Below are 15940 nucleotides of genomic sequence, written 5' to 3' on the forward strand. Positions count from 1 at the left end.
CAGCCGATTTTTTTAAAAGAAAGAATAATCTTTAGATACTCGGTAAATTGCGACCGTAATAAATTTCCTGAATCTCTTTTTTAAGCAAATAAATAATTTCGTTTTTTTCTTTTTTGCTTAATTCTTCGGCTGTGGTATTGAATAAATATTCGTTCAGATCAAATTTTTTTAGCATCATTTTGGTATGGAAAAGATTTTCCTGAAAAATATTCACATCCATCATATGGTATTGAGATTGGATTTCTTCAGTCACATAATTTTGAATGGAACTCATCTCGTGGTCGATATACAATTTTACCCCGTTAATATCCCGGGTAAAACCACGAACACGGTAGTCCATCGTTACAATGTCAGATTCCAATTCATAGATCAGATAATTGAGCGCTTTAAGTGGTGAAATGACGCCACAAGTGGAAACTTCAATATCCGCTCTGAATGTACATATGCCCCCATCAGGGTGACTTTCTGGATAGGTATGTACACAAATATGGCTTTTATCCAAATGGGCGACGATAGAGTCAGGCAGAGGGCCTGGATTTTCCGTATTATCCACAAGTCTGGGATCTATGGGTTCTTCACTCATTAGAATGGTTACACTTGCCCCTTGAGGATCGTAATCTTGGCGAGCAATGTTAAGAATGTTTGCACCAATGATTGAACAGGTTTCACTGAGAATTTCCGTTAAGCGATTTGCATTATACTGTTCATCAATGTACGCGATATAACTGTCGCGATCGGCTTTTGTCTTTGCATAACAAATGTCGTAGATACAAAAACTCAAGCTTTTTGTGAGATTGTTAAAGCCGTGCAATTTCAGTTTACGCAATTTATTTCACCTCCCGGTATGGGTGACTATTGGTTTCCAAGAGAATCCAGCAAATACTGTGGCAACGCAAAGCTACCTGCATGTATCGCCGGGGTGTAGTAACGGCAGGTTATAGCCGCATTGTCGAAACGTTGTTGCAGAGTTTCCAGAGGTACTTGACGCAAATCAGGATTTTGGGTGGCCCATGCAAATATCATGATCCCACCGTAGTAAGTGGGAATAGCAGCCTGATAAAAACCGCTGTCAGCAAAACAATGAGTTAATTTTTTATGGCTTGTGATAGCTTCACCCTGTTGCAGGAAGCAAACGCCATTTTGGGCTACAAAAATGCCGCTATCATTCAGGCAGCGAGCACAGCCTTCATAAAATTCAGATGTGAATAAACTTTCTCCAGGCCCTTTTGGATCAGTACAATCAGAGATAATGATATCAAATTTGTCAGAAGTTATATTAACGAAGTTGACACCATCGTCAATAACGAGTTTGAAACGGGGATCGTCATAAGCTCCTGCATTATGGTTTGGTAAATATTGGCGGCAAAATTCAACAACTCCTGCATCAATTTCTACCATAGTAATATTGTCGAGATAATTATGACGGCAAACTTCACGCAACATGCCGCCATCTCCTCCGCCAATAATCAAAACGTTTTTAGCCTGACCATGGGCAAACAATGGAACATGCGCCATCATTTCATGATAAATAAATTCGTCACGCTCTGTAGTTTGTACTACGCCATCAAGAGCCATAATGCGACCCATTTCTGCATTTTCGAAGATAATAAGATCTTGATGTTCGGCTTTATTGTGATAGAGCACGTTTTCGACCGTGAAATACTGGCCAAAATTGGCATGTAATGTTTCATACCAAACGTTTTCTTGTGACATGTATGGTATCCTCCATTGTGCACTCATAGTTATGAGGTGCACATAATAGCCAACTAATAAGTTAGTGACACTGTGATATTTACCTGAGAGTGATTAGAAAGTTATTTGACATAAGCAAGTAGGCTAAGGGAGCGCCGGGCAAGAGAACGACATTTTACCTCATGAGGTAGGTTAATTCCTTTCAGATCGTTATAGCCTAACTGATTTAGTTTCTCCATTAACTGACCATCATAGTTACTGAGATCCCATTTATTACGTTGAGCAAAATAAACGATTGTACGTCTGATTTCCCTTTCCGGGATCTGACTATAACCACAATCATATTTTAGGTAGATGTAAACTGCGGTGAGATCAGCAAGATCTTCAGCTTCATTTTCAGACAAAGCCCTTGCAGGTTGTGTGAAACCAAATAGAACCAGGATGTAAGACAATAAGGCAAGTTTTTGCATAATTCCTATTATATTGATTTTTTGCTGTTTTGCCTAAGTTAACATATTAATATCTTTTTTAGCCAAACTTTATTTACCTGAATTTGGAAAATGACCTTTTAATTACCAGGAAAAAATTAACCGTGTGTTAATGAATAGGGTTTTGTTCTGATGACATAGAGTGTTATTTTATGAGCTTATGGTGTTGATCGGTGTGTAAATAATCACGCTCATTATTGATGGCTATTGTGGTTATTTAGAATAAAATCAACTGGTTATATTTATAATGAAACATATTGTAGAAGCAAAAGACATCGTGTTTTGATGCTATCATGTGCTTTCATTGGCTATGTTTGCAGATGGTGAAGGGTTAAGTGTTAAGGCCCCTAAAGGTGGACAACTAAGTTGGATATTTGCATATCGTCATAGTGGGCGAGTCAGTCGCTTAGAGCGTCTAACTCTGGGACGTTATCCTGATATTTCCCTAAAAGTGGCAAGGGAAAACGCGAGCAGTGTATTATTTTCAAGTTATTACCTGACTTGTGGATAGGGTGTACAGTTGAAAGGAGTAAAAAGATTTTTAGGGGAGCTCACTTCTGGCAGGTAAATAAAACAGAAACAACCTGTCTAGCGCGCGTTAGCGTTAGTATAATTTTTGTGGCATCACCTGCAATTTTACTGGGTTAATTATCTGATTTTATTTAAGAATAGAAGTTAATCATAATTTCATTGGTGCATTTTCATTCATGCTGGAACAGATAAATAATCCTAGTGTATCCTGTTTGGCTCATGCAGCATGGGCATTTATTGGAAAACCTATTATAGGAGACAAGATATGACACATCATTTACTTGTTATTGAAAGGCAAGAAGCAAGGTCAAATTTATTCTTACCCCCTTGATGAAACTAACCTTATTGAATATGAAGTTAGCTTGAAATATGGGGTTGTAACAGCAAAAATGATTCCTCTCTCGAAATTTCCCTGTCAAATAGGTAACTCAAAATATGAGAGATTATAACCTTACAGATGTCGTTTATTAATTATTCACCAAGCCAACGTAGTGCAGCCTGTGCAAGGCTAAGTCTTTTTTCTTCAATAGAGCTACTATAGGTTCGTTGTTTTTCGTCAATCATACGTGTCACTTCATGGCGATTATATCTGTTTATTAATGTCTCCCCTCCTTGCCATTTGTTCACTTTTTTACTGGTTTCATCAGGATGGCTTGCTAAGTAGGCATTAATTGGCTTCATTGACTGTGCATGTTTAAAAAAATCAATAGGTAATAATTTTATTGCTTGATCGAAAAATACAGCACGAGCTTTCTCTAAATAATCATCATTAAGTTCTTTTTGTGGATTGAAAATGGTATTTTCTTCTCTAATGAATTTTATTTCATCATTAAAAATATCTTGATGAAGTTTTATAAAGTGATTACGGTGTTTATGCATTTTTTTTAAAAAATGGAGTGAGAAAAGTAGACAATCTCCATCACTATTTTGTATTTGGTTATAAATATAAAGAGTTTTTATGTTAGAAGTATTTTTAAATTCTGAATATAATGTGAAAAGAATAAACTGATTTCTTCCACGACTTGAATCAACAAAAATGATGGAAATTTTATCATTCGTATCTTTAAAAACATTAGCGGTGGCAAAATGTGTTCTATCTCTACCAGCGTTAACAATAAAAAGCTTTGTTTCATTATTATTTGGGGGAGTGGTTTTTATTTTTTTAATGAAATCATCTACATTTATAATATCAGGATGAGAGTTCATATCTGAGTATTTTGAATTCAAATGACTTAATATTATTTTACAATTTGACATATCCATACTTATATCATTGAATTGAATGCCATTTTGTTTGTCTAACTGAGTTTTTTTTATATATTTGTTTAAAGAGTCTTTATCAAACATTTTTAACGCTCCAATAGCCATATAACGTATTTTTGTAACCATATGGTTTAATTGCTGATAGATAATCCACCTAAAATTACTTACTTTTCTATATTACTCGATTTATCGCTCAAGGGAAGCAATTAATGATTATCTATATATTGATTTAAATAAAAGAATCTTGGATTCGCCTAATAAGTGCAATTTCTAAGAAAGGCGGTCAGTTGCTATAGTAGGCATCTTTCTCGCCAAAGGAAAATGCGCTATGGCCTATACACAACTGACCGAAATAGAAAGATACCAGATTTTCACTTTAAAAGAAGCCGGTTTTACACAACGCTTTATCGCAACATCGCTTAATCGAGCTCCATCAACAATTAGCCGGGAATTGAGACGAAATCAGGAAGACGAGAAATACTGCCCTAAACAGGCTCAACTTAAAGCCTCAGAGCGCCGCCATACCGCGATAAAAGCTGTCAAAGTGACACCTATGATCGTCAAATTGATTAAACAGTTAACTTGGCAAGATTTGAGTCCTGAACAAACCGTCGGTTATCTCAAAAGAGAAAATATCATCTCTTTGCATCATGAAACAGTTTATAGGTTGATTTATAAAGATAAACTGAATGGTGGTGACTTATACCAGCATCTCAGAATAGCTAAAAAACCGTATCGTAAACGTTATGGAAGTCATGAACACCGAGGAAAAATTAAAAACAGAGTCAGTATTGAAAAACGCCCAAAATGTGTTGATAAAAAGCAACGTATTGGTGATTGGGAAGGCGATACAATAGTTGGCAAAGATCATAAAAGTGCATTATTGACCTTAGTTGAACGAAAATCGCTATTTACTTTCATCATTAAACTGGAAGATAAAACAGCAAAAGGCGTTGCAAAAGCGGCAACAAGACACTTATTTGGGATAAAAAACAAAGTTAAAACAATGACCTTTGATAACGGATTGGAGTTTGCTGAGCATGCCCTTATCAGTAAAAATTTAGAGGCAAAAATTTATTTTGCTCACCCGTATTCCCCTTGGGAAAGAGGAATAAATGAGAACATAAATGGATTAATCAGAGATTACTTCCCAAAAGGAACTGATTTTAATCAGGTATCAGAGCGAGAGGTGAATCTTGTGGCAAACCGATTAAATAATCGTCCTCGTAAAACGAGGAATTACAAAACACCGAATGAATTATTTAAAGGAATATCAACTCATTTACTTCGTTTATAACGGTGTTGCACTTATTATGTGAATGCAAGAATAACAGAGTATACAGTTAGTAAAGACCGTATCAATGATTAAAATTCAAATAATAACAAGGCGTTAATAGAGTTATATATAGGATATATGACAGGCTATCTTAAAAGATTTTTAGAAAGTACTTTGGTAGAAAATAAAAGCTATTATCTGAGAAATTATATAATTTCCTTTTATATCCATATTATTGTGTGACTACCTATCATAAGTAGATAACTTCACGCGATGCTCGACTTTAACACCTTATAACGTTAGCTTATTGAAGCCAGTCGCGTTGTCTTTTACCTTGTTTAAAATGAGCAAAAATGCCCAATGTATGAGAAAGCAGTTTTCTGGCTATTCGATTACTCAAGTGCCATAGATCTCGCGCCCAGCACTTCTCGATAGCAAATTGTCCGGCAAGTTGACCAATCACGGTTTCAATTAGACGGCGTTTGGCATTAATACACTTTCTCGTTTCTTTGGGGACGGGATCATCCATATTGGCACGCACTGGCGTAATTATTTCAATACCCGATTTATTCATTTCCTGTTTAAACTCAACGCCTAAATACCCTTTGTCACCGAGCAAATAGCCTTTTATCGGGCCGACCACATCCCAGCTTGCTTTGCGCTCACTGACATTAGCAGGTGTCAACGTGAATCCCGTTACTACGCCGATTTCATCTATCATGAGATGCCCTTGTATCTTAAAAGTAGGTTAAAATAAATACGATTAGATTTGGCACATGGCAGATTAAACATGAAGAGATTGCATTTATCTTGAGTGAAGAGCAGAAGCAGCGATTAGCATTATTCAGTGGAGTATAGATAATCTTTTATTTTTCCACGACAACCACAAATTGAGAAGGATAATATAAAATATTAGTGAAGTTTTATTATTACACAATGGTTTTTATTTAAGAAGTAAATTTAATTTTTTATAACTCATTTTATTTGTAATTTAGAAAACACTGAAAATGTCAATAGGGTAAAAAATTCAAAAAATAAATTATTTGGTTAGGTAATTCCCAGCTCCTTGAATTGAGACTAATGTCATAAAGTTTATTTTTATATAAGCATGTGTATTAACTTTTTATTTTATATGGTTATCATATAGAACGCTTATTTTTCATTGAGAAAACATAAGTTTAATTATCTAATTATCACTGGGTAGAATTTAATAATCTATCGCTGCTCAGCGAAGTTAATTATTTTCATAAAAATCAAAGGGTAATAGAATGAGTTATATTAAAGTGAAAAACAATAAAAATCCTCCTACTGGTTATAATAGCTGGTTAGATTTCTGGGAGAATAAAAAAGGCAAGAAGGCTGAAGAATGTGAATCTCGTAGATGCAGCGGTTCTGCTGATATTGGAGGGCATGTAATCAGAAGCGGGGATGGTAATAGAGAATATATACTTCCTTTGTGTTCTTCATGTAACAACACCTCAAATACGGATGAATTTGAGGCTTGGGATGCAGATTTGATACCTGTAAAAGACTAAATTAATGAGATTATAAATATGTGCGGGTTAATTTATGTAATTAACCCGTTTTTATTTGGACTATTTGCATTTTTATATATTTTGACATGTGGAAGATTTATCGTGTTTGCCTTAAGCGCAGAGTAGCAAGATCATCTTGCTCGAAATACATCCCTCATAAATCTGGCCTAGTCGCTATCTTGATTCGTATGGTCGATTGATTGAACGCAAGGTTCGGGATAAATCATAAAAATAATCAGTTCCATTTGAAAACCCAGCTTCCTCTTTTACCGCAATCGATACCTTCTGGTATACTCCGCAAATATTTTGTTCTCATGTTTGTTTATGTGTCCGTCTTTGTGCGACTAACTGTATATCACTCGGTGTATCAATATTGGTGATTTATCAACATAATTAAAGATGAGTTTATTGTTTTAAAACAAATGGGTATGTGAAAATTGAAACATATTGTAGAAGTAATGATCTCCGAGCAGGAGGTTAGACGACGCATTGCTGAACTGGGGCAACAGATTACAGAGCATTATCGCAATAGTGGTCGTGAACTGGTATTGGTTGGCTTGTTAAGAGGATCGTTTATTTTCATGGCGGATTTATGCCGTGAAATTCAGGTTTCTCACGAAGTGGATTTTATGACAGCGTCCAGCTATGGTAATGGAATGAGCTCTACCCGCGATGTGAAAATCCTAAAGGATCTGGATGAAGATATTCGTGGTAAAGATGTGTTGATCGTTGAAGATATTATCGATTCAGGCAATACACTAAATAAAATACGTGAAATCCTAGCCCTGCGTGAACCAAACTCGTTGGCAATTTGTACGTTACTGAACAAGCCATCCCGTCGTGAAGTTGATGTGCCAGTTGAATGGATTGGTTACTCGATTGAAGATAAATTCGTGGTTGGTTATGGCATTGACTATGCTCAGCGCTATCGCCATCTGCCTTATATCGGCCATGTTATTCTGTTGGAAGAGTAAATTCTTGTGCTAATGCACAAGAGCATTGGTGCAGTAAGTAAATGGCAGTTTTAGCTGCCATTCATTTTTACAGAAATTTGTTACTTTTTATTAGCCAGCTTGGAGATTGCCTGGCGGTAATTTAGTTCCAATTTTTCCCGGCTGTCTGCGGTAATATCCAGATCATATAGTTCACCATCCTTCAAACCGTATACCCAACCGTGGATCATCACTTTTTGCCCCCGTTTCCACGCTGACTGCATAATGGTTGAATGACCAAGGTTATAAACCTGTTCAATAACATTTAGTTCGCATAAACGATTCAGTCGATCATTAGGCGGCAACTCGCCAAGCATTGAACTGTGTTTGTACCACAAATCACGAACGTGGAGCAGCCAGTTGTTGATTAAGCCTAATTCAGTACCGTCTACTGCCGCTTCAATACCACCGCATCCGTAGTGACCACAGATGATAATATGCTCAACCTGTAAAACATCGACAGCATACTGTACAACGGATAAACAATTTAAATCGGTGTGTATAACAAGGTTCGCCACATTCCGGTGAACGAAAAGATCACCCGGTGCGGCATCGATAAGCTTTTCAGCGGGTACACGGCTATCAGAACAGCCTATCCATAGAAAGTGGGGCTTTTGTGCTTTTGATAATTCATTGAAGAAATGCGGGTTTTCTTCATTTACGGATTTAGACCACTGCTTGTTCCTGGCAAACAGCTCTTCAATTTTTCTCATCATGACTAATAGCCTGGCAACATTTTTGAGATAGAATCATATACAACATTAATTGAGAATTTAATATTTAATTGAGTAATGTTTTTGCTTTGATCCCTATCATTGAAAAGAAGTATAGGGAAAATAATGGCATAATCTCTATCTTGCATTCAAAAATAGCAAAGAATAAAGGTGTTTTTGACTTATGGCTTATGCATTAGAGTTAACTCAGCTCACGAAGACCTATAAAGGTGGAGTGAAAGCATTGCGTGGGATTGATCTACGTGTAGAAGCTGGTGATTTCTACGCGCTTTTGGGGCCAAATGGTGCAGGAAAATCGACTACCATCGGCATCATCAGTTCTTTGGTTAATAAAAGTAGCGGTAAGGTCAACGTATTTGGTTACGATATTGATACGGATCTGGTCAATGCCAAACGTCAGTTGGGTTTAGTGCCGCAGGAATTTAATTTCAATCCATTTGAAACAGTGATTCAGATTGTATTGAATCAGGCGGGATATTACGGTGTACCACGCGATGTGGCGCAAAGCAGAGCAGAAAACTATCTGTCACAACTGGACCTATGGGGCAAACGCAATGAACGGGCAATCCGTTTATCAGGAGGTATGAAACGCCGTCTAATGATTGCCCGTGCTTTGATACACGAGCCGAATTTATTAATTTTAGATGAACCTACTGCTGGCGTGGATATTGAACTACGTCGTTCTATGTGGGAATTTCTGAAAACGTTGAATGCACAGGGAACGACTATCATCCTGACAACTCACTATCTGGAAGAGGCTGAAATGCTCTGCCGTAATATTGGCATTATTCAGAATGGTGAGTTGGTGGAAAATACCAGCATGAAGGATTTACTCAGCCAACTGGAACTGGAAACGTTCTTATTCGATTTAGCACCGAAAAGAAATATGCCAGTCCTTCAGGGTTATGGCTATCGTTTGGTGGATACCTCCATATTAGAAGTGGATGTGAAACGTGGGCAGGGATTAAATGATATTTTTTCCCAATTGAGTATGCAGGGTATCCAAATTAACAGCATGCGTAATAAAGCGAATCGTCTGGAAGAGCTGTTTATTGGGTTGACAAATAATAGCCAAGGAGCTCGTCAATGATCCAACTATACTGGGTGGCATTGAAAACTATCTGGATCAAAGAAGTTACTCGCTTTGGTCGTATTTGGGTACAAACTTTGCTACCACCAGTGATTACTATGTCTCTCTATTTTGTCATTTTTGGCAATCTAGTGGGTTCCCGTATTGGAGAAATGGGGGGCGTAGCATATATGCAGTTTATTGTTCCCGGTCTGATTATGATGTCTGTGATCACCAACTCATATTCAAACGTCTCTTCTTCCTTTTTTGGTGCTAAGTTCCAGCGTAGTATTGAAGAAGTGCTGGTTGCACCTGTGCCAACACATGTCATTATAGCCGGGTTTGTCGGCGGTGGAGTGGCTCGTGGTGTATGTGTGGGCATTTTAGTTACACTGGTTTCTTTGCTTTTTGTGCCGTTACATCTTCATTCGTGGGGAATGGTCGTAATAACCCTACTGGCAACATCGATCTTATTTTCATTAGCTGGCTTGTTAAATGCCATTTTTGCGAAAACCTTCGATGATATCAGTATCATTCCGACTTTTGTTCTGACGCCATTAACCTATTTGGGGGGTGTATTTTATTCCCTGACTTTACTGCCTGAATTTTGGCAGATGGTATCGAAGCTAAATCCAATCGTTTATATGGTCAGTGGATTTCGCTATGGTTTCCTCGGTATTGCGGATGTGTCTCTGGTAATGACATTAGGTATGTTAGGTATATTTATTCTCGGTTTTTACTTATTAGCTTGGTATTTGATCGAGTCGGGCAGAGGGTTGAGAACTTAAGCGGGATCGTCTGAACAGAAAAATCGGCAAATATGCTGCTCTGCTGTGTAACACAACAAAGCAGCGTATTCTTGTTAAAAAATTTCTCAATTTTAGAGACGGTTGAACTTTTGTTATGGTATTCAAACTATTTTAATAACGGTATGTGTTAATTTGCTTTAAATAGCAAAAACTCCCTGCCTGAAAGGCAGGAAACTATACACTGGTGGATAAGATAAATCAGTTAATATAAAGCGTCAGAGCGATACCGGGTTTAATGTCTTTGATCTTGATGTTTTTATTCCAATTCATCAGATCATTAAGATTCACACCATGCCGCTTGGCGATGCTGGCAAAGGAATCACCTTTGCGAACCTGATACGTAACAGAATCGCTAGTATGAACCTTCAAAACTTGTCCAACCCTGAGTCTATTAGCCGTCTTCAAGCCATTTAACCTTTGTAGCTGATGGTGAGATGTCTTAAAACGTTTTGCAATTGCTGATAACGTATCACCAGAACGGACAGTGTAATGATTCTGTTGTTGTAGCTGACGAATATTTCTGGCAACGGCCAGACGGATATTTTTTAAAACATTTTCATCTGCCAGTGAGTGTTTAAGCTGGCTGGCATTCTCTTTCGGCAACATAATGTAATGTGGCCCATAGGGAGATGTCATACCTTGCTTATAGCCAGGGTTATAGGTTTTGATGGAAGTCAGTGATAACCCGGATAACTCAGCAGCTTGTGATAATGTGATTTGTTGCCCTACTTCAACTTTGGCAAGAGCCTGTTGATTGTTGGGTTTTGGCAATTTAAGGTCAAATTTTTCGTTGTGACGAATAACATTACTGAGCGCCAGTACCTTGGGAACGTAGTGCATGGTTTCACGAGGTAATGCTAATGACCAAAAATCTGTTGGTTTCCCCCGCGACTGATTTTCTTTGATTGCACGTATGATCCGGCCTTCGCCACTGTTATAAGCTGCGATAGTTAATAACCAATCCCCATTAAAGCGCACGTTCAAACGTTCAAGAATATCTAAAGCTGCGGTTGTGGATGCAGCGACATCACGACGAGCATCGTACCACTTATCCTGTGTCAAGCCATAATGGCGGCCTGTACTGGGAATGATTTGCCACAAACCCGCTGCTTTGGCGTAAGATGTAGCATGGGGATTAAAAGCACTCTCCACTATGGGAAGTAAGACCACTTCCATGGGCATATTTCGTTGATCAATCTGTTCAACGATCCAATATATATATGGCTCTGCTCGTAACGCCACATTTTGGAGATAGCTCTTGTGTTTCAGATAATAATTTTGTTGTTCACGTACCCTGTTATTGTCAGGAATTTCCATCTTCAACTCATCACGGATATGTCCCCACAAATCTTGTTGGGCTGTCGGACTCACCTTCCAGTTTGCAGTCTCGTCTGGCTCTGCAATACCTTCTATTTTTTGATTAGTCGAAGACATTTTCTGTGCATGCTGCTGGGAGGGAGACTTTGGTTGGAAACCCGATTGACACCCGGCAAGCAAGACAGACGCGAACAAGATCGCTTTTGTCTTCATATTTTCTTTTGATGTATGCCTAAAAGGTGAGCAATCATACTGACCTATTACGTAGAAGACAACCCAACAAAATCAAAATCGATCTTTATAAGCCCTTAATTGCTGAAAAACAGAAGAAAGTGGTATTGAATTAGGTTTGATACCGATATTTTTTTGTAAATCAAGATCGTGACAATTTAGGAAAACGTTAATTTTCCTCTCTGTCTGTAAAGTAGTGGGCACTGTCGCTTGATTGTTTTCGCGTAACTCAATAATTTTTTTATAATAATCGTGAATTGTTTGATTTTCAGGTAATACTGATCGCGCAAATTTCAAATTTGTGGCGGTATATTCATGAGCACAACAAATTAATGTGTCATCGGGTAGCGATGCGATTTTTTCAAGAGAAGAAAACATTTGTTCAGCCGTACCTTCGAATAGTCTGCCACAACCTCCTGAAAACAGGGTATCTCCACAAAACAGGTAAGGTGCCTGATAGAAAGCGATGTGACCAAGTGTATGACCCGGTAATGCTATAATCTGGAAAGAGAAATGACCAATATCAATGACATCATGTTCATGGATAATATGGGTTGCCCCTTTACTTCGGGTCTCTTCTGGACCATACACAGGTAATTCAGGATATTGTTTACACAAGCCAGCGACACCACCAACATGGTCGTAGTGATGGTGTGTTAGCAAGATAGCAACGGGGATAAGTTGGTTAGCTGTTAAAATTTCCATGACGGGGTGTGATTCAGCAGGATCGATAACGACACAACGTTTGTCTTCATCACAAAGTAACCAAATATAGTTATCTGAAAGGGCGGGGAGCCTGATAAGCTTCATTATATGCCTCATTTTAACAATAGCTTTGTAGGTTGAAAGGAAGATGACATGCAATCAGTACATGTAATCAAACAAATAACTCCTCCTGAATCTTGGGCTGAGTTACCTTGGGGAGAATATTACCGTGTCGCTTTGGAACGTCAATTGGAACCGTGGTGGCCAAAAATTTTTGGCTTTCATTTCGTTAAGGTCGGTAATTTAAGTGCAGAAATTGACAGTCGCTCTTGCCTAATCAGCCACCAGGTCAATGTAGGATTGGCAGGCGAAGGTATGGATGTGATTGCTGATCCTCATTATCTTCCTTTCGAAGCGAAATCCGTTGATGCCTGTTTATTGGCTCATATGTTGACTTATAGCGTTGATCCTCATTGGCTGCTTCGGGAAGTGGATCGGATTATGATTGATGACGGCTGGTTGATCATTTCTGGTTTTAATCCAATAAGTTTATTAGGGCTGAGAAAAGTGATTTCACCTGTATGTCGCAGGCAAACTTATCGTGCCCATCGTGCCCAAATGTTTTCCAGTTTTCGTCAATTGGACTGGCTTCGCTTGCTTAACTATGAAGTGCTTTACCATGCTAATTTCCATGTCTTACCGTGGAAGAGTGGAAATAGTTTCTATGAGCAGACGACATCACTGTTTGGTTGTCTGAATGTGATTATTGCCCGCAAGCGGACAATACCTTTAACTATCAATCCCATGCGGGCCAGATTGTTGAAACCTAAATTCAGTAATGCGTTAGGGGCAGCGAAAAATTTTCACCAACGCTATTAATTTCTTATAGGTCAGTTTTCATTTTCGATATAGCCATCATCATTTTGAGTCGGGGAGTTCGCTGCTGTGCGAGCCAATTCATCACATAATTCATTTTCCCGATGGCCTGTATGCCCTTTAACCCAACGCCAGTCAATATCATGGGATGAAATGGCTTTATCCAGTCGTTGCCACAGATCAACATTGATCACGGGAGATTTGTCTGCTTTTTTCCAGCCACGTTTTTTCCAGTTGTGGATCCATTGAGTAATACCCTGGCGAACATATTGGCTATCGGTGGTCAGAATGACTTTACAGGGTTCTTTGAGTGCTTCCAGCCCGATAATAGCGGCCATAAGTTCCATTCGGTTGTTGGTTGTGCGGAAGTAGCCTTTACTTAGGTTTTTTTCCTTTTGTTTATAACGAAGTAAAACACCATATCCACCAGGGCCGGGATTACCGAGGCAAGAACCATCGGTGAAAATTTCTACCTGTTTGCTCATATTTGGTAGACTCTTCCTATATTATCTTCAATCAAAACTCTAAGTCTGACACAAAAAAACACTATGAGCACTGCAATTACCCGTCAAATCGTCCTCGATACCGAAACAACCGGTATGAATAAACTGGGAATTCACTACGAGGGGCATAACATCATTGAAATCGGAGCGGTGGAAGTGATCAACCGCCGCCTTACAGGGCGTCATTTCCATATCTATATTAAACCTGAACGCTTGGTTGATCCGGAAGCGTTTGAGGTTCATGGTATCAGTGATGAATTTTTGCTGGATAAACCCAAATTTGCTGATATTGCTGATGAATTTATTGAATTTATCCGTGGTGCTGAGCTGATCATTCACAACGCGACGTTTGATATTGGCTTTATGGATTATGAGTTCAGCAAACTTAATCGTGATATTCCGCCAACCGCGGAATTTTGCACGATTACGGATAGTTTGATGCTGGCAAGGCAGCTTTTCCCCGGTAAACGTAATAACCTTGATGCGTTATGCGATCGTTACCATATTGATAATTCGAAGCGTACTCTTCATGGGGCATTACTCGATGCCGAAATTCTGGCTGATGTCTATCTGGCAATGACTGGCGGTCAGACATCACTGGTTTTTTCGATGGAAGGGGAAGTATCCAACAATGCGCAGGTTGCAGAAATTCAAAAAATCACTCGCCCTCAGGCGGGGTTGAGAGTTATTTATGCTTCTGATGAGGAATTGATTCAGCATGAATCCCGTTTGGATCTGGTACAAAAGAAAGGGGGAAGTTGCCTGTGGCGAACAGAACCTGAACAATTACATTGACTGAGAGTATGATAAGTGGGGATTAATTTGCCATTAAGGTGAAAAACCGTGCAAGTGCACTATTTTATTATAAAAAACGATTGACGGATTGTGCGGAGGCTCGTATTATCCACCCCGTTCTCAACCAGAACACCCTGCGGTGCGGTAGTTCAGTTGGTTAGAATACCGGCCTGTCACGCCGGGGGTCGCGGGTTCGAGTCCCGTCCGCACCGCCAGAATTTGTAAGCCCTGAGTTTTTAACTCAGGGCTTTTCCCTTTGATTATCAAAGAATTCAAATCAACTTATAGAAATAGGTTGTTGCTGAAAATTCACCAGTAGAATTAATAACATAATTTGGAATTTCCCCGACTTCAACAAAGCCAAGTTTTCGATAAAGGGAAGAAGCTGGATCATTGGTGCGAGTATCCAAAACCAGCAAACTACGCTGGTGTGTTCTGCTCAAGAAAAATCGGACATTTTTACGAAGGCCATTTCATATTCCACAGGAGTTAAATCATTATTAGCCGTGTGTAATCGCGTTAAATTGTAATAATGCAGATAATCCAGCACATCTTTTTTCATCTCCGCCTGATTTTCATGATGAATTTTGAAGAGCCAATCAGGTTTTAAACTGCCAAAGAAACGTTCAACGACTGCATTATCCCAACAGGCCCCCACATCCCCCTGACTCGCTCTCATATCATAACTGTCGAGCAGATTCCGATATGGCTGGCTTGTCTATTGGCTGCCTCTATCACTGTGAAAAACACAGCCTTTTGACGGCTGGCGTAAGTGATACGCTTTCGTTAAGGCCTGGCTGATCAGGGTCGTATCTATCTCCGTTGACATCTGCCATCCCACGATACGCCGCGAGTATAAATCCATCACGATGGCCAGGTATAACCCTGTTCAACAACCAGATTGACAGCTTCTCTTTTAAAGTTATCAGTAAATTTTTGGGGCGATTTTCGTTTCATAAAGACACCTTAATTAAAGTCATTCTATTCCTTTACCAAAATGTCCGAATTTATTAAAGCACAACAACCCTCACTGTTTAATTGTTTTTGTGAGGGTATTTTACTTACCAGAAATTATTACGAAAGAAATCCACATTTGTTACGTATATATCACAATTATCATGCTC

At 38.8% G+C, this 15940-nt stretch carries 17 protein-coding genes, 1 tRNA gene and 2 pseudogenes; 9 read left to right on the forward strand and 11 right to left on the reverse strand.

From position 1 onward, the window contains the following. Positions 1-31: 31 nt before the first annotated feature. From speD to AAC852_RS12800, 3 genes are all read right to left on the reverse strand, one after another. Positions 32-826: an adenosylmethionine decarboxylase gene (gene speD, locus AAC852_RS12790; RefSeq protein WP_340621365.1), complete on the reverse strand. Its 795-nt coding sequence runs from the start codon at positions 824-826 to the stop codon at positions 32-34. 26 nt (positions 827-852) lie between these two features. After that, the gene (speE, locus tag AAC852_RS12795) at positions 853-1713 is read right to left on the reverse strand and encodes a polyamine aminopropyltransferase (protein ID WP_340621366.1); all 861 of its coding nucleotides are present in this window, start codon (positions 1711-1713) and stop codon (positions 853-855) included. Positions 1714-1814: 101 nt separating this feature from the next. Further along, positions 1815-2162, reverse strand: a complete 348-nt coding sequence (locus AAC852_RS12800) for a YacC family pilotin-like protein (protein ID WP_340621367.1) — start codon at positions 2160-2162, stop codon at positions 1815-1817. A 328-nt stretch (positions 2163-2490) separates the two neighbouring features. Here AAC852_RS12800 and AAC852_RS12805 point away from each other — a divergent pair, with 328 nt between their 5' ends. Further along, positions 2491-2691, forward strand: coding sequence for an Arm DNA-binding domain-containing protein (locus tag AAC852_RS12805; protein ID WP_340621477.1), 201 nt, complete (start codon positions 2491-2493; stop codon positions 2689-2691). 491 nt (positions 2692-3182) lie between these two features. Here the strand turns inward: AAC852_RS12805 and AAC852_RS12810 are convergent, their stop codons facing one another. Beyond that, positions 3183-4058: a YopJ family acetyltransferase gene (locus tag AAC852_RS12810; protein ID WP_340621368.1), complete on the reverse strand. Its 876-nt coding sequence runs from the start codon at positions 4056-4058 to the stop codon at positions 3183-3185. A gap of 244 nt (positions 4059-4302) precedes the next feature. Between AAC852_RS12810 and AAC852_RS12815 the strand changes: the two genes are divergently transcribed. Beyond that, positions 4303-5271, forward strand: a complete 969-nt coding sequence (locus AAC852_RS12815; RefSeq protein WP_340621369.1) for an IS30 family transposase — start codon at positions 4303-4305, stop codon at positions 5269-5271. A gap of 283 nt (positions 5272-5554) precedes the next feature. Here AAC852_RS12815 and AAC852_RS12820 read toward each other — a convergent pair. Further along, positions 5555-5992, reverse strand: a pseudogene (locus AAC852_RS12820) (transposase); the annotation flags it as partial. A gap of 526 nt (positions 5993-6518) precedes the next feature. On the opposite strand from AAC852_RS12820, the gene AAC852_RS12825 reads away from it, so the two are divergent. Both AAC852_RS12825 and hpt read left to right on the forward strand, forming a co-directional pair. Further along, entirely contained in the window at positions 6519-6785 is a 267-nt protein-coding gene (locus AAC852_RS12825; protein WP_340621371.1) for a hypothetical protein, read from the forward strand. Positions 6786-7222: 437 nt separating this feature from the next. Beyond that, positions 7223-7759, forward strand: a complete 537-nt coding sequence (gene hpt / locus AAC852_RS12830; protein WP_340621372.1) for a hypoxanthine phosphoribosyltransferase — start codon at positions 7223-7225, stop codon at positions 7757-7759. A gap of 80 nt (positions 7760-7839) precedes the next feature. Here the strand turns inward: hpt and can are convergent, their stop codons facing one another. Further along, positions 7840-8493, reverse strand: coding sequence for a carbonate dehydratase (can, locus tag AAC852_RS12835; RefSeq protein WP_340621373.1), 654 nt, complete (start codon positions 8491-8493; stop codon positions 7840-7842). Between the two features lie 181 nt (positions 8494-8674). Here can and AAC852_RS12840 point away from each other — a divergent pair, with 181 nt between their 5' ends. Together AAC852_RS12840 and AAC852_RS12845 are read left to right on the forward strand one after the other, a co-directional pair. After that, complete coding sequence (locus tag AAC852_RS12840) at positions 8675-9601, forward strand: ABC transporter ATP-binding protein (RefSeq protein WP_340621374.1); 927 nt, start codon at positions 8675-8677, stop codon at positions 9599-9601. After that, complete coding sequence (locus AAC852_RS12845; protein ID WP_340621375.1) at positions 9598-10368, forward strand: ABC transporter permease; 771 nt, start codon at positions 9598-9600, stop codon at positions 10366-10368. Before AAC852_RS12840 ends, AAC852_RS12845 begins: the two co-directional genes overlap by 4 nt. Positions 10369-10587: 219 nt before the next feature. Here the strand turns inward: AAC852_RS12845 and mltD are convergent, their stop codons facing one another. Both mltD and gloB read right to left on the reverse strand, forming a co-directional pair. Continuing rightward, positions 10588-11919: a murein transglycosylase D gene (gene mltD, locus AAC852_RS12850; protein ID WP_340621376.1), complete on the reverse strand. Its 1332-nt coding sequence runs from the start codon at positions 11917-11919 to the stop codon at positions 10588-10590. 72 nt (positions 11920-11991) lie between these two features. Further along, entirely contained in the window at positions 11992-12747 is a 756-nt protein-coding gene (gene gloB / locus AAC852_RS12855) for a hydroxyacylglutathione hydrolase (protein ID WP_340621377.1), read from the reverse strand. A gap of 48 nt (positions 12748-12795) precedes the next feature. On the opposite strand from gloB, the gene AAC852_RS12860 reads away from it, so the two are divergent. Beyond that, on the forward strand, positions 12796-13521 hold the full coding sequence (locus tag AAC852_RS12860; RefSeq protein ID WP_340621378.1) for a methyltransferase domain-containing protein: 726 nt from the start codon (positions 12796-12798) through the stop codon (positions 13519-13521). An 11-nt stretch (positions 13522-13532) separates the two neighbouring features. Here AAC852_RS12860 and rnhA read toward each other — a convergent pair whose 3' ends face one another. Further along, positions 13533-14003, reverse strand: a complete 471-nt coding sequence (gene rnhA / locus AAC852_RS12865; RefSeq protein ID WP_340621379.1) for a ribonuclease HI — start codon at positions 14001-14003, stop codon at positions 13533-13535. A gap of 63 nt (positions 14004-14066) precedes the next feature. Between rnhA and dnaQ the strand changes: the two genes are divergently transcribed. Continuing rightward, positions 14067-14816, forward strand: coding sequence for a DNA polymerase III subunit epsilon (dnaQ, locus tag AAC852_RS12870; protein ID WP_340621380.1), 750 nt, complete (start codon positions 14067-14069; stop codon positions 14814-14816). Positions 14817-14954: 138 nt separating this feature from the next. Next, positions 14955-15031: transfer RNA gene (locus AAC852_RS12875), tRNA-Asp, on the forward strand. Between the two features lie 57 nt (positions 15032-15088). Here AAC852_RS12875 and AAC852_RS12880 read toward each other — a convergent pair. Both AAC852_RS12880 and AAC852_RS12885 read right to left on the reverse strand, forming a co-directional pair. After that, the gene (locus AAC852_RS12880; RefSeq protein WP_340621381.1) at positions 15089-15259 is read right to left on the reverse strand and encodes a GNAT family N-acetyltransferase; all 171 of its coding nucleotides are present in this window, start codon (positions 15257-15259) and stop codon (positions 15089-15091) included. Continuing rightward, a pseudogene (locus AAC852_RS12885) lies at positions 15256-15699 on the reverse strand (DDE-type integrase/transposase/recombinase); the annotation flags it as partial. The pseudogene AAC852_RS12885 and the gene AAC852_RS12880, both read right to left, overlap by 4 nt. Positions 15700-15940: the final 241 nt, after the last annotated feature.

The sequence above is a fragment of the Xenorhabdus siamensis genome (assembly GCF_037996745.1).
GTDB classification, from domain to species: domain Bacteria; phylum Pseudomonadota; class Gammaproteobacteria; order Enterobacterales; family Enterobacteriaceae; genus Xenorhabdus; species Xenorhabdus indica.

Excerpts from the sequence above, each read along its gene's own strand:
- speE (WP_340621366.1), bottom strand. The coding sequence starts at position 1,713 with ATGTCACAAGAAAACGTTTGGTATGAAACATTACATGCCAATTTTGGC.
- AAC852_RS12800 (WP_340621367.1), bottom strand. The coding sequence starts at position 2,162 with ATGCAAAAACTTGCCTTATTGTCTTACATCCTGGTTCTATTTGGTTTC.
- AAC852_RS12805 (WP_340621477.1), top strand. The coding sequence starts at position 2,491 with ATGTTTGCAGATGGTGAAGGGTTAAGTGTTAAGGCCCCTAAAGGTGGA.
- AAC852_RS12810 (WP_340621368.1), bottom strand. The coding sequence starts at position 4,058 with ATGTTTGATAAAGACTCTTTAAACAAATATATAAAAAAAACTCAGTTA.
- AAC852_RS12815 (WP_340621369.1), top strand. The coding sequence starts at position 4,303 with ATGGCCTATACACAACTGACCGAAATAGAAAGATACCAGATTTTCACT.
- AAC852_RS12825 (WP_340621371.1), top strand. The coding sequence starts at position 6,519 with ATGAGTTATATTAAAGTGAAAAACAATAAAAATCCTCCTACTGGTTAT.
- can (WP_340621373.1), bottom strand. The coding sequence starts at position 8,493 with ATGATGAGAAAAATTGAAGAGCTGTTTGCCAGGAACAAGCAGTGGTCT.
- AAC852_RS12840 (WP_340621374.1), top strand. The coding sequence starts at position 8,675 with ATGGCTTATGCATTAGAGTTAACTCAGCTCACGAAGACCTATAAAGGT.
- AAC852_RS12845 (WP_340621375.1), top strand. The coding sequence starts at position 9,598 with ATGATCCAACTATACTGGGTGGCATTGAAAACTATCTGGATCAAAGAA.
- mltD (WP_340621376.1), bottom strand. The coding sequence starts at position 11,919 with ATGAAGACAAAAGCGATCTTGTTCGCGTCTGTCTTGCTTGCCGGGTGT.
- gloB (WP_340621377.1), bottom strand. The coding sequence starts at position 12,747 with ATGAAGCTTATCAGGCTCCCCGCCCTTTCAGATAACTATATTTGGTTA.
- AAC852_RS12860 (WP_340621378.1), top strand. The coding sequence starts at position 12,796 with ATGCAATCAGTACATGTAATCAAACAAATAACTCCTCCTGAATCTTGG.
- rnhA (WP_340621379.1), bottom strand. The coding sequence starts at position 14,003 with ATGAGCAAACAGGTAGAAATTTTCACCGATGGTTCTTGCCTCGGTAAT.
- dnaQ (WP_340621380.1), top strand. The coding sequence starts at position 14,067 with ATGAGCACTGCAATTACCCGTCAAATCGTCCTCGATACCGAAACAACC.